9 protein-coding genes are annotated in these 13,545 nt (G+C 43.8%); 3 read left to right on the forward strand and 6 right to left on the reverse strand.

Annotated features, from left to right (window positions below; translation table 11 throughout):
* Positions 1-41: 41 nt before the first annotated feature.
* Positions 42-1,907 (reverse strand): archaeosine synthase subunit alpha, encoded by a 1,866-nt coding sequence (gene arcS / locus E7X57_RS02620; RefSeq protein WP_135610230.1) that lies wholly within the window; start codon positions 1,905-1,907, stop codon positions 42-44.
* A 97-nt stretch (positions 1,908-2,004) separates the two neighbouring features.
* Here arcS and E7X57_RS02625 point away from each other — a divergent pair, with 97 nt between their 5' ends.
* On the forward strand, positions 2,005-3,375 hold the full coding sequence (locus E7X57_RS02625; RefSeq protein WP_135610232.1) for an FAD-binding oxidoreductase: 1,371 nt from the start codon (positions 2,005-2,007) through the stop codon (positions 3,373-3,375).
* 2 nt (positions 3,376-3,377) lie between these two features.
* Positions 3,378-4,442: a (Fe-S)-binding protein gene (locus E7X57_RS02630; protein WP_135610234.1), complete on the forward strand. Its 1,065-nt coding sequence runs from the start codon at positions 3,378-3,380 to the stop codon at positions 4,440-4,442.
* Positions 4,443-4,521: 79 nt separating this feature from the next.
* Here E7X57_RS02630 and E7X57_RS02635 read toward each other — a convergent pair whose 3' ends face one another.
* From E7X57_RS02635 to E7X57_RS02650, 4 genes are all read right to left on the reverse strand, one after another.
* A complete protein-coding gene (locus E7X57_RS02635) occupies positions 4,522-6,054 on the reverse strand; it encodes an ATP-binding protein (protein WP_167880864.1) in 1,533 nt (510 codons plus the stop codon).
* 167 nt (positions 6,055-6,221) lie between these two features.
* On the reverse strand, positions 6,222-8,093 hold the full coding sequence (locus E7X57_RS02640) for a YgiQ family radical SAM protein (protein WP_135610238.1): 1,872 nt from the start codon (positions 8,091-8,093) through the stop codon (positions 6,222-6,224).
* 11 nt (positions 8,094-8,104) lie between these two features.
* The gene (locus E7X57_RS02645; RefSeq protein ID WP_135610240.1) at positions 8,105-8,740 is read right to left on the reverse strand and encodes an MBL fold metallo-hydrolase; all 636 of its coding nucleotides are present in this window, start codon (positions 8,738-8,740) and stop codon (positions 8,105-8,107) included.
* Positions 8,741-8,761: 21 nt separating this feature from the next.
* Entirely contained in the window at positions 8,762-9,517 is a 756-nt protein-coding gene (locus tag E7X57_RS02650) for a TatD family hydrolase (protein WP_135610242.1), read from the reverse strand.
* 113 nt (positions 9,518-9,630) lie between these two features.
* Here E7X57_RS02650 and E7X57_RS02655 point away from each other — a divergent pair, with 113 nt between their 5' ends.
* Complete coding sequence (locus tag E7X57_RS02655) at positions 9,631-10,887, forward strand: hypothetical protein (protein WP_135610244.1); 1,257 nt, start codon at positions 9,631-9,633, stop codon at positions 10,885-10,887.
* Between the two features lie 389 nt (positions 10,888-11,276).
* Here E7X57_RS02655 and E7X57_RS02660 read toward each other — a convergent pair whose 3' ends face one another.
* Positions 11,277-12,773, reverse strand: a complete 1,497-nt coding sequence (locus E7X57_RS02660; protein WP_135610246.1) for a 2-isopropylmalate synthase — start codon at positions 12,771-12,773, stop codon at positions 11,277-11,279.
* Positions 12,774-13,545 lie beyond the last annotated feature (772 nt).

Here is a 13,545-nt window from a genome sequence, read left to right on the forward strand (position 1 = left end):
AAAAAGAATATTGAAAAAAAAGAAGAAAAGGATCTTGAAGATCAATCCTTATCCTTATCTTTATCAGCTTTTTTTATGTGACGCAGATCAACAGCTATACCTCTTGTGGAGGCAACCATTTCTTTTCCGTTCATCATGGCACGCCCTACTCCGATAGCTTTACTTCCTTTGACAAGGACCTCGTCACCGGTCCGGATCCTCTCATCAGCATCAATAACACCTGGTGCAAGCAAAGAGCCTCTTGGGAGGAAATCATCGATAGTTACAGTGTAGCCTTCATAATCATCTGATGCGGCAAGCAGACGGGTACCATCGATAGTGAGTGCTATTATACCATATTGTGGTATCAGTGTAGCTATCTGTTTCTTGTCTATGAACACCTGATGTTTTGGGAATGGTGCCTTTATCTTTGATCTGTCAGGAACAAGCAACTCTCCTGCACCCGGACCGAACTGGTAGTCTGCAATAGCGCGCATCAGGTCACTTCTTGGTTTGTTCTGTCCAAATTCTCCTTCTGCAACGATACCGGATACGGTGTTCTTGAGGTTGTCAAGGGACTCGTAGGAGGTCACATTGCCCGAGCTTGTATAGATGATCTCAATTCCAAGCTCCTTTGAAACGATCTCACAGATCTCCTTGTATGCTTCTTCCACATGAGCTACGATATGTGAATATTTGTTCTTTGAAAGATACTCAGAGAGACATGATGATACCCATTTTATCTCTTCAGCATCCCAGTACCCGGTAACAACGGTATCATAATGGGATGCAGGATAGGTAAGTTCGAGTTCCCTTGGTACAACTCCGAGTGGAGATGTGATTATTACTTCATGGACGTATCTGCGGTTCTTTCCCAGTGATCTTATGAACTTGCTATGTGAGTTCGAGATCGAATATGGTTTTTTGGCAGAGCAGGGCAACAGGACCAGAATATCGGTTTCAGGAGGGGTATATCTTTCCTGTATCCTTCTGGCAAATCGAACGACCTCAGGTCTTGTCATTGATTCGGAGGTTGTTGCAAGCAATTGGTTGGAGCGTGCAATAGGTGCATGCTCTTCCATGTAACCATACTGGGTATCGAAAAGTCTCAGGAGTCCTGCAAGCCAGGGCTCTACACGACACTGTCCTTCCACGTATTCACGCAGGTTTCCTGCGCGCACCCTTTCTCTTGCCAGGGCTACCTCTGCTTCAAGCATGTTGCAGTTGTGCCTTGTTAAAATCTCAGCACGCTTTGCTTTTGGCATTTCCCTGAGTTCTTCCAGTGTTATGGGAGCACAGGCGTCACACCTGCATGGAAGTTCGGCCATAGAGTCGACAAAGTAACTTCCTGATGTGGTAAGGTAAATATCATTGTACCCGGCCACAGTGGCGCGGGTGTTGTCCACAATATCGATACCAAGGTAGATTAGCATAGCAGCATTTGCAGGTGTGCATAAGTTCGGGATATAGAGGGCAGTATCAGGTGCTATTTTTTCCCGGATCTCAATAATCCTTTGCATGAACTTCCTGGCATTGCCCTGGAAGGAACCTGCTCCTTCCATAATGTAAAGGTCTGCTTTCTTTACATCCTGGCCATGTCGATAAATGCGCCCTACCGGACCGGTAGCTTCCATCTCGATCTTCTTTGCAATTGTCTCTGCCACATCATCCGGCACATCGGGGGTGAGGTCCTGGTGCGGCAAAATGAGGATCGCATCATCACCGGAAAGCTCGCGTATCTTCCGGATATTTTCCATAGCCTCTTCTGCAGAAAGGTCCCACATGGACCCGGCATCTGCAAAAGGACCTGCTGGGTCTTTGAGTGATGCCGTATCAATTATGTGCGGTGTCCTGATAGGTGTTGAAAGGAGAATTTTTCCAATACGGGCAGCACCATCCCGCTGTTCTACCTCAAAATATGATGTCATGTTTCCCTAATATGCTTAAGGTAGATGTAAATCTTTTCTACCGATCTTATCCGAAATACCCAAACGTTTATTTTGAAAAAGGTTACAGGTTATGTTAATGTTAAAGAAACAGCTGGAAGCTATTGTTGGGGAGAAAAATGTCTCAACAAGGTCCTCAGAGCTTTATTGTTATTCTTTTGACGCTTCTCAGACAAAAGGACGTCCTGATGCAGTTGTCAGACCTCATAATTCCGAACAGGTCGCATCTGTTGTCAGGCTGGCGGGTGAGCTTGGCCTGCCTGTGGTGGCAAGAGGTGCAGGGTCCGGTCTCTGCGGAGGCGCTGTTCCCGTAAATGGCGGTATTGTACTTGACATGTCGTCAATGGACCGCATTGTTGAAATTGACATTGATAATCTTCAGGTGACCGTGGAGCCGGGAGTTGTGCATGAGAAACTGAATCAGGCACTTTCTCCCTATGGGTTTTTCTTTCCGCCGGATCCCGGAAGTACTGCCATGTGCACAATTGGCGGGCTGATGGCGAACAACGGAAGCGGGATGCGTTCCGTAAAATACGGTACAACAAGGAACTATGTGCTTGATCTTGAGGTCGTTATGGCAGACGGGAATATAGTAAGGACAGGTTCAAGGACGCTCAAGACCGCATCCGGGTATGATCTGACCGACCTTATGATCGGTTCGGAAGGGACACTTGGAATCATTACTCAGGCAGTGCTCAGAATGCATCCTCTTCCCAGGGCACGCAGTGTTATACTGGCTTCTTTTGACAATACGGCCCTTGCCGGCAAAACAGTTGTAAAGATACTTTCAGCAGGAATTATTCCTTCTGCATGTGAGATCCTTGACAGCACTGCAATAGAGACTGTCCGCAGATATGATCCCACTGTGGAGCTTCCTGATGCAGGAGCTATCCTGTTGATAGAGGTGGACGGAATGGAGAACGCTGTGAAGGAAGAGGCAGATACTGTTGGGAAGGTTTGTTCTGAATTAGCTTCTGCAATAAAGGTCGCTTCAACTGCAGATGAAAGTGCCCGTCTCTGGAATGCGCGCAGGCTTGTGGGTGCTGCCATATCCAGGATCGATCCGAAACGAACCCGTGTCTATGTCGGAGAGGATATAGGGGTCCCCATAAAGGAGCTTCCCGGAATGCTGGAATATGTTCGCTCATTATCAGAGGAGTTCGAGATCCCGATAATGACCTATGGGCATATTGGTGACGGCAACCTTCACACAGGAATGACCATCGATATGCTGGATGAAAATGCAATGGAGCAGGTCAATACTGTGGCTGACAGGATATACAGGCATGTTATCGATGTAGGCGGTACTGTAAGTGCTGAACATGGTGTAGGAAAGGCACGTGCAGGCTATATGGAACTGGAACACCCGACTTCGATGTATGTGATGCGACAGATCAAGAAGGCGCTTGATCCCCATGGAATATTGAATCCGGGAAAAATGGGGTTGTGATCATGGAAGATGAGCAGTTAAGGTCAATACTCAAATGCGTGCGTTGCGGAACGTGCCGTTCGGTATGTCCGATATTTGAAGAGCTCGGATGGGAGTCTTTCAGCACCAGAGGTCGCATGATGATCGCAAAAGGGATCTCTGAGGGGATGGACCTTGATGAGAGCATTATTGATAGCATCAATACCTGCACGACATGTGGCATATGTGAAGAGATGTGTCCTGCAGGAGCAATGCCACCTGATGTCTTTGAAAACATAAGGCATCAAATTGTAGAAATGGGCAAAGAGACAAATACCCAGAGGGATCTGCGTGAGAACACGCTTTCCACAGGTAACCCGATGAATGAGGTCAGTTCCAGGCTTGGGTGGCTAATGGAGCAACGCGATGTGCCGGAACACGCTGAGAACGTTTATTTTGTTGGTTGCCTTGGATCTTACCGATATCAGGAAACCGTACTTAGGACATATGACCTGATAAAGGACCTTGATGTGACGGTGCTTCCTGATGAGGTCTGCTGCGGGTCCCCGCTCCTGAGAACAGGGTCTGATGCAGGTGAGTTGATCAGCCATAATGTCAGGCAGATGGAAGAGGTGGGTGCCAATACCATAATAGCCAGCTGTGCAGGCTGCTACAATACTCTCAAAAATGACTACCCTGACAGGTTCAAGGTTGTTCATATAACAGAATTCCTGGCAGAAAATTTGGATAAATTGGAACTTGACAGGCTTGATATAACTGTAACATATCATGATCCATGCCACCTCGGAAGGGCAAACAGGGTATTTGATGGCCCAAGAAAATTGATAAACGCTGTCTGTGAGCTCAGGGAAATGAGGACATCCAGGGAGAATGCCAGATGCTGTGGCGGCGGGGGAGGAGTTCGCAAAGGTTACCCTGAACTCTCAAAAGCGCTGACAGAGAAAAGAGTTGCAGAAGTTCCTGAAGGCGTGGACTACATTGTAACGTGTTGTCCATTATGCCGTACCAATATGGCACCATTTAGCGAAATTCCGGTGATCGATCTTCTGGACCTTCTGACATGGGCGCAAAAAAAGAATAAAGAATAAAAGGTTAGAAAATAAAAAAGTGAAGTGATATGCAGGTATTTGTTATTCGAGTTTAGGTCCTATGATCGTGGACCTTGCCTTATTCACTAATAGTTTTCTCATTTTCAAACGATGGCAACCGGACACGGATCTCAGTTCCATTACCTGTTTTACTATCGATGCCTATATCGCCTTTGTGTGCGCTTATGATCTTCTTACAGATGATCAGGCCGTAGTCCCGGTTAGTGCAACAGATGTCACTTTCACTTGTATCTTCCGGAATGTCGGTACAAAACTGGGAAAGGATATCGTTTGGAATTCCCGGTCCTGCATCTCGTACAATGATATGCACAATTCCATTTTCTTCTGAAGCCGACAACGATACCGTTTCTCCTGCAGGAGTGAATTTTATTGCATTATCAAGCAGGTGTATTAGTACAGATTCGATATATTTGCTGTTGCCTTTCACTATTGGCAATGTTTCAGCTATCTCTTTTTTGAATTCAATACCTTTATGCTCTATGTTAGGGAGCATTCCGGCAGTTATGCTTTCCAGCATTTCTTTGAGGTCTATGAGACTAAATGTGTACTTTATGGTCTCATTTTGCATGTCGCTGACATAGAACAGTGATTCTATCAAATGTCGAAGACGTTCTGAGTTATGGACAACAGTTTTCATGGTCTTCTTTTGATGTTCGTTCAAGTCGCCCAGGCGCTCATTGTGTAGAAGTTCACTAAATCCCTTTATCGATATCAGAGGGGTTCGAAGTTCGTGGTTGATGTTTGCCAGGAACTCATCCTTCATCTTATGGGAAAGACGAAGTTTCTCATTTGCTTTTGTGAGCTCTTCTTCCATGTTCGTTCTTTCGGTGTTGTCCTCACCTGACCGGATAATACCGATGATCTCCCCGTCTTCATCTTTTAAGATCACATCATGCCAGAGTATCAGCCTTTTTTCTGTTGTTCCATCGCTGTTTCTGGTCAGCAAAGGCAATTCGTGGAATTCAGGTAGTTCTCTTTTACCTTCAAGTATCTGGAATATTTCTTTTTCCTGGATATCTTTTGTATCTTCCGGGAAGAAACCGTTCAGGCTTTTTCCTATAATGTCCTCTTTCTCCCATCCCAGCACATTACAAGCTTTCTTATTGGCAAAAGCGATACTTGAATCTTTATCAACTATCATTATAATAGAACCGACAACATCAAGGTACTGGGAGGCCTGATTCCGTTCTTCGATAACTTCATCCTGTAAATGTTTGATCTTTAACAACGCCTTCACACGTGTAGTGATCTCCATATAACTGACCGGTTTGTTAACGAAGTCATCAGCTCCTTCTTCAAGGCTTTTTATCTTTTCATCCTTTTCATCGGGAGTCGTGATAATGACTATTGGTATGAGCTTTGTCCTTTCATTGCTCTTCAGGGTCCTGCATATCTCATGAGCAGCAAGGTCTGTTATCATGTTATCAAGCAGGATCAGGTCAGGTTCATCATCAATAGCTTTTTGAAGCCCTTCGTTTCCGGAATATGATCTGAGAATGTCATATTCAGAGATAAGAATGGATTCAAGAAGCTCGACACTGCCATCCTCGTTGTCGATGATGAGTATCTTTGACCTTTCTTTCCGGTTCATTTCTTTCTCCATGAAAATTATAACGGATCTATGACATATCCTCGAAGATAATGAAAATGGAATTTTGTGTGCGCTACCCTTTTTGATATTTTAGATAGCAGTAAAGACACATTTGCGATTTCTTATCTTTTCAAGTATTATCGATTAACCTTATGTTATAAAATCTTTCATCTTTTTGTCGATGATGATGTTTTCTTTCCTTTTCTTGATATGAGGCAGTTCCATGTATTTCCAATGAGGTCCTGTCGACCTGCCAGTTTGAGACCTTCGTATACAAGACTCTGGTTGTGCGGATCACGGTAGTGCATCATAGCACGTTGTATGTTCTTTTCTCTTCGTGATGTAGCTACATATACCTTCTTCCCTGTAAAGGGATCCATCCCTGTGTGGAACATGCATGTGGCAGCTGTCATAGGGGTTGGTGTGAAGTCCTGTACCTGCTCAGTGTAACGGTTCGTCTCCTTGATGTACTCTGCCAGTTCGACCATATCTTCCATGGTGCAGGCAGGGTGCCCTGACATGAGAAATGTTACGAGATACTGGTCTTTGTTAAGCTTCTTGTTAGTCTTCTCAAAGATATCGGCAAATTCCTCGAAAACCTCTTTTCCAGGCTTTTTCATACAGTCAGTGACTTCTTTAGAATAGTGTTCAGGAGCGATCTTCAGCTGTCCACTAATATGATGTTCACATAGCTCTTCGATATACTCAGTATCAAGGAGTGCAAGGTCATAGCGTACTCCGTAACTTACAAAGACATTCTTTACTTCTGGGATCTCCCGAAGGCGGCGTAACATCTCTATGTTCTCTTTGTGGGATGTGTCCATGGAGGGGCAGGGTTCCGGATACAGGCAGAGTTTATCCTTGCATGCTCCGCTCTTTTCCCATTTCTTGCACTTCATGGCGTACATGTTGGCGCTGGGGCCTCCAACTCCGATTATATTACCTTTGAATCCTTTTAGTTTTGTAAGCAAGTGTGCTTCACGCACTATGGACTCGATGCTTCGGCTTGAGACAGTACGTCCCTGATGTTGGGTTATAGCACAGAAAGAACAGCTTCCAAAGCAACCTCTGTGAGTTGTAATGGAGAATTTAACAGTTTCCAGTGCCGGCACTTTTTCCTTGTAAGAGGGATGTTCATCCCTTGTGTAAGGCAACTCGTAGACATGGTCAAGTTCCTCCTGGGAAAGTTGCCTCATCGGAGGGTTCTGGATGATGGTAGTTTTTGGATGAGGTTGTATTAGCGTTATGCCTCTGACAGGATCCTGCTGCTCATACATAAGTTTGAATGCTTTTGCATAGAGCTGCTTGTCAGATGATACTTCTGTGTAGGATGGGAGTTCCACGTAAGGGAGAGTGGTATCTTCACCTGTCTTCATTTCCTTCCATTTTTTTACTTCCAGCTTCCATGCGGTTCCCCTGATGTTCCTTATGCTGCTGATATCTTCGCCGGCATCAAGCCTGCGGGCAATTTCCGTGGTCTGCAATTCTCCCATTCCATAGACCAGCAGGTCTGCAGGTGCATCTGCAAGTATGGATTGCCTTACTTTGTCGGACCAGTAGTCATATTCTGCAAAACGGCGGAGCGATGCTTCAATACCTCCGATCACGATAGGCACGTCAGGGTATGCTTCCTTTATTCTGTTGGAATAGACGACTGTTGTGCGATTTGGACGTAGTCCGGATTTGCCGCCCGGGGAGTACAGGTCCTTTGGCCGGGGTTTGAGTGCAGGTGTGTAATTGCTGACCATTGAGTCAGTGTTGCCTGCAGCTACTGCGAAAAAGAGGCGGGGTCTGCCAAGTTTCATGAAATCGTCAGTATTATCCCATTCTGGCTGGGCGATTATTCCAACTTTAAAACCGGCATCCTCGAGAACACGACCTATTATTGTTACACCAAAACCGGGATGGTCTACGTATGCATCTCCGGTCACGATGATAATATCAAGTTCATCCCATCCTCGTCTTTTGCACTCTTTGCGGTCCATGGGGAGAAATTTTGACTCATCAGAGCCTTTTGGTTTACGTTTTTTTCCTGACATGATCTTTCTCTTTATCGGAATGTTTTTGACATCTGCAGGGACAGGCGTATCTGTTTGTTCACGTCCTCACTGGTTACAGGTCCGTGTCCGGGGTACAGGGTGATAACGTCCAGCTCGGTGAGCTTTTCGATCGATCTTGAAAGGTCTTCCATGTTTCCTCCTGCAAAATCAGTACGTCCAATGCCTCCATTAGGGAACACGGTGTCCCCTGAAAAAAGTCCTTTGGAATAAGGCTCGTAGAGGCTGATACCACCTGGGGTATGTCCCGGTGTATGGATCACCTGAAGTGCTTCGGTGTCATTTATCCGGACGATATCACCGTTCTCATAGAGTATGTCCGGTTCGAAGTCCGGTGCGGGGGATGAGAATAACATGGATGCGCTTGACTCTTCACTTTTCAAAGATGCGGCATCGTCCTTGTGTATGGCGATGGGGGCATCACAGAGCTCGGCTACAGGTTTTGCAGCTGCACTGTGATCAAAATGTCCATGGGTGAGGATTACCAGTTCGATGTTCTTCGGTTCTGTCAGCTCTTCCAGCTTTTGGATAAGTTTGTTCGTATCCATTCCCGGATCGATGAGTATCTTTCCATTGATGATGTATGAATTGGATGCATATGGGGATGTGTTGATCCTCTGAACTTTCATTATGTATCTCCTTTTGTGATCTTAAAGACCAAATACACTTCTTGTATTTTTAAGGGTTGCCTTTGCAATTGCTTCTTCTTCAATTTCCTTTGCTTCTGCAATTACCGGAAGTATGTCCAGCACGAATGCTGGCTCATTGCGTCCCTTTCTGGGGGATAAGTAAGGGCTGTCGGTCTCGATCAGCATTCTGTCAAGAGGTACATTTTCAGCTATGGACCTGTGATGATCTGAAAAACATACGATAGTAGGGATGGAGATGTAGTATCCGGCATCTGTTATCATATTGGCGGTCTCTGCTGACCCTCCGTAGCAATGGAAGATGACCTTATCAAGGTCCCTGACCATCTCGAAAGAATCTTCTTCAGCTTCCCTTCCATGGATAATTAGTGGTTTATCATAACTGTCTGCTATCTCGATGACCCTCCGGAAGTATTCTTTCTGGTGTTCCCTTTCCTTGTTGTCCTTATAATAGTGGTAATCAAGACCAGCTTCGCCGATACCAACACTATGCTCAGCTTCCTGTTCAAGCTGGAGAAGGATCTCATCGGCGACTTCGTTACCATAATGAGAAACAACAAGTGGGCTCAGGCCAATTGTAGGATGAATAAAATCGTATTCTTTTGCAAGTGCGAGTGTTGATATGTTCGTCTTAAGGTCAATACCTGAATTGACCATTTCAACAACACCCGCATTGCGTGCTCGTTCAATTACTTCTTCACGGTCACGTTTGAATTTTGGAAAATCCAGGTGACAGTGTGAATCTATGACCTCTTGCATGCTCCTTATGTTTTAAGGAGCATGTTAATAGCTGTTACGAGCGTTTTCAGTTATATTGTTTTAAATGCTCTAACATGACAACTCTTATTAATTAATAAACAGAATCTCGGTTCATGGTTGTTCGACAAACTCTGAAAACTCGCGAATTTGGATATGAATTGTCAGGATTCGAACACAATCTTATCTTTGAAAAGGATGAAATCGGGTTTGTGAGATTTGATGGGAGAAGTCGATCTATCTTTTATCTTGATCCATCTCCATTTTTTCAAAGCCCAAAAAGAGAAATCTATGCAATAAGAGATTCAGATGTTCCTCTCCCTAGTAAAAATGAACTTATTGAAGTGACCTCTTTTGAGCTTGAAAGAGTTGTTAGTGGCAAAATGAACAATCTAGTTAATACTAACGTAAAGTATGTGAGATCTTGGGAAAAGATAGATCCCAACAAACTACTTCATCGAAAGGTTATGAATTCAGAGGAGTATGTTGATTTTTTTAAAAGGCCATTTAAAAAGGAAGCTGAGAATATAGATGAAATAGCACAGACACTAGCGTTGTGTTCTGTTTCTTCAAATGCAGTTGGTATTAATGAGAAAGGTGGTATTGATTCAGGTATCATCTCTAAAAAAAGTGGCTGGGAGCACTTCAAGTCTATAATGAGAATTATACCAAAGGAATTTAAATCGACAAAATCTGCATATTATTACAATTCACTTGAAGTTGAAAAAAATGTGAATTCAATAGATAGCTTGGAAGTGAATTTGTCAATATTTAATCCAAAAGAAATGTTTGTGCATGTTCCAGTAACATTTGATATTGATACAAGGCGTAGAGACGAATATCTAAAAGATATTTCATTTGAAATCCCATTTGCTCGAGCACAACTGATTGATTCTCTTATGTTTCAACCAGTAATCACAAAAAAAGCTGAGAAACGCCTCACTGATCGTATCTATGATATGATTGAAACGTTTACTCATGCAGATAAATTGTCATACAAACAAGACTTAGGCGATGCGGGTCCTAAGATAGCCTCCAGTATTGCTAGAATGAATTTTAAAACAGAAGTTTCTGTTGATGATGTAGACAATGGTTATTACAATTGGTTGGACATGTTTCATCATTCTCAACAATTTAGAGATTCCAATCTTGAAACAAATGAAATTTTCCGTCTATCCGAAAATGCCAGAAATCTCTATCTTGAGATGGAACAATACTTTGGTGTGGATACGATTATTGACATTGCAGATATTGAAAAAATTACACATCTTTCCCCAAAAGCACTTTCAGATGCTATTTCTAAATTGGTAAGCGTAGGTGCAGCATACTCGCCGAGGCAAAAAACAATTAAATTGTTGTCATTTAGAATTTAATTGAGGTTAAGGTATGATTACACAAGAAATGTACGATGCTGTGGAAGAATCTGATGAGCTAAAATGGGATGTACTCAAGTATGACGATTAGATTGAAGATATAAATCGTAAAATAGAAGCAGCAATTAATGATAATGTGAAATTTGATTTGTATCAAGAACGTAAAAGAATACAGGAATTACTCGATGCTACAAAGTCGCGCATTGATGAAATACAATCTGTGTTTAATCCTATATCTTTTGATTAATTTTTTAAATAAATGCGATATATTATCCAAAAAACAGTAATGCTTCACAATTATGTGAAGCTTTATTGATGGTCTTTATATGGAAGTCACAAGCCTAAGATAAGGCTCATGATATCCATTGTTAAATTGCTCGTAAAAGTTCTTACGTCTTAAGGAGCATGTTAATAGCTGTTACGAGCGCTTCTACCGAGGCAAGGACAATATCCGCGTTTGCGGCACGGGCTGTGACTATTCTACCCTTTTGGTCCTGCACACCGATAATGACCTCTGCCAGTGCATCTGCACCGCCGGTCACTGCTTCTATCCTGAAGTCATGTATGCTTACGCTTGTTGCATGTTTTCCGATGAGTGTCTCAACGGCTTTCAGGGCTGCATCCACAGGTCCGACACCTACATCAGATGTGATGCGTTCGGTTCCGTTGACCAGGGCCTTTACAACAGCTGTTGATGTGGTGACGTTTCCTGTCATCACACTCACCTCTTTGAGATCGATAGTTGGCATTCCTTCCGGTTTACCAAGGATATCGAATGCTATCACATAGAGGTCGGCATCGGTTATGCGTTTGCCTTTGTCTGCAAGCAGTTTTACCTTGTCGATTATGGCATTGAGCTGTTCATCGGAAGGATGGATGTTCGCAGATTGAAGTGATCTGAGAACTGCATGTTTGCCTGCGTGTTTTCCGAGTACTATCCTGCGCGTATGACCAACCATTTCCGGTGTCATGATGCCGGGTTCGAATGTATCGGAGTTCTCGAGGACGCCGTGTGTGTGTATGCCTGATTCATGGGCAAATGCGTTCTCTCCGACTATCGGCATATGCGGTGGAATGGCCACTCCTGTATAACGTTCTACCATGCGTGCAGTTTCAACGATGTATTCGGTGTTGATGTTCGTCTTTGCACCATAGATAGAGCGCAAGCTCATTACTGTTTCCGCAAGATCGGCATTTCCTGCACGTTCTCCAAGTCCGTTGACCGTAACTTGTGCCTGGCTTGCACCGGCTTCTATGGCCATCAGACTGTTTGCTACGGCAAGTCCGAAGTCATTGTGGCAGTGAGTGTCGATAGGGATATTGATCTCCTTATCCAGTTCACTTATGAGGCGATACATGCCTGATGGAGCTATCACTCCCACGGTATCGGGAACGTTGATGATGTCACATCCTGCAGCTTCTACTGCTTTGTAGACCTCGATCAGATAGTCCATATCTGTTCTGGTTGCGTCCATTGCAGAGAACATGCAGCGCATGCCGTGGTCCTTGATGTACTCTACGGCATTGATCGCCATTTCAATTACTTCTTCACGGCTCTTCTTGATAGTATGTATCCTCTGGATGTCAGATGTTGATACGAAGGTGTGTATCATTCCTACGTCTGCCTGAATACAGGCATCAAGGTCCTTTGTGAGAACACGTGCAAGTCCGCATACCTCTGATGTGAGACCTGCGGTTGCGATATTATGCACGGATTCCATATCACCTGCAGAGGCTATTGGGAATCCTGCCTCGATAGTATCCACTCCAAGCTTTGCAAGCTGATGAGCGATCTCGATCTTTTGCTCAGGAGTAAGGGATACACCAGGGGTTTGTTCGCCATCACGAAGGGTCGTGTCAAAAATGCTTATCTTTCGGTCTTGAATCGGTTTATCGCCGTAAAAAGCGATCCCTCAGTTGTGTAGTTGTATCCATAATGATCGTATAAACTACATGATTAATGGTATAAATAGGAAATGGTGGTTGTATTAGTTTCTTCAGGAGATTACTATATAGAATGTATTGCACTCCGGCAAGGTCACGGCAGTCCAGGATGATACAAGGTATGTCAGGGCAGGTTTCATCATGAATTCTTTGTACCGGACCATTTGGTATATTCCCATTTTAACTTCTTATGATGGCGATTTCCTTATAATTTCAAGTGTGAACAGACATTTGAAAGAAGCCTTTGATCCATTGGAAATTTGGCATATGTGTTATCGAAAAAAGCCTGTCATTTGGTTCCCATATATACCCATGTCACATATTGTCACACAACGTATATATGCAAGGGAGCTATTGTAGGGGTGCTCTCAATGAGCTGGTTGCTGTCGATTCTGACACGATCTGTTGAGAGTTCGAAAAACGTGATATATTTTCACGCATATCGGCACATTCTCCAAAAATGTGTCACAATCTTCCGAATCGGAAGGTATATATGCGATGGAATGTATCAAGAGAATCCCGCACAACGTGCGCGGAATTTCAATCACCTCCATTTCAAAATCATTAGTGGAGACCTGAGCTTTTCCGGTCTGACGTTGAAATTGGCAGTTCGGTTAATTCTGACTGATAGTGACTTTATCTATCAAAAAGAACTAACCAACATTGTGCAAAGAAAACAACTCTCTAATTAAACATAGAGTTCTTTTCCGACAA

Origin of the sequence: Methanococcoides sp. AM1, from assembly GCF_900774055.1 — an archaeon.
GTDB lineage: Archaea > Halobacteriota > Methanosarcinia > Methanosarcinales > Methanosarcinaceae > Methanococcoides.

What these genes read in the sequence shown, in the direction of transcription:
- E7X57_RS02640 (WP_135610238.1), bottom strand. Translation starts at nt 8,093, where the DNA reads ATGTCAGGAAAAAAACGTAAACCAAAAGGCTCTGATGAGTCAAAATTT.
- E7X57_RS02650 (WP_135610242.1), bottom strand. Translation starts at nt 9,517, where the DNA reads ATGCAAGAGGTCATAGATTCACACTGTCACCTGGATTTTCCAAAATTC.
- E7X57_RS02645 (WP_135610240.1), bottom strand. Translation starts at nt 8,740, where the DNA reads ATGAAAGTTCAGAGGATCAACACATCCCCATATGCATCCAATTCATAC.
- E7X57_RS02630 (WP_135610234.1), top strand. Translation starts at nt 3,378, where the DNA reads ATGGAAGATGAGCAGTTAAGGTCAATACTCAAATGCGTGCGTTGCGGA.
- E7X57_RS02635 (WP_167880864.1), bottom strand. Translation starts at nt 6,054, where the DNA reads ATGAACCGGAAAGAAAGGTCAAAGATACTCATCATCGACAACGAGGAT.
- arcS (WP_135610230.1), bottom strand. Translation starts at nt 1,907, where the DNA reads ATGACATCATATTTTGAGGTAGAACAGCGGGATGGTGCTGCCCGTATT.
- E7X57_RS02655 (WP_135610244.1), top strand. Translation starts at nt 9,631, where the DNA reads ATGGTTGTTCGACAAACTCTGAAAACTCGCGAATTTGGATATGAATTG.
- E7X57_RS02625 (WP_135610232.1), top strand. Translation starts at nt 2,005, where the DNA reads ATGTTAAAGAAACAGCTGGAAGCTATTGTTGGGGAGAAAAATGTCTCA.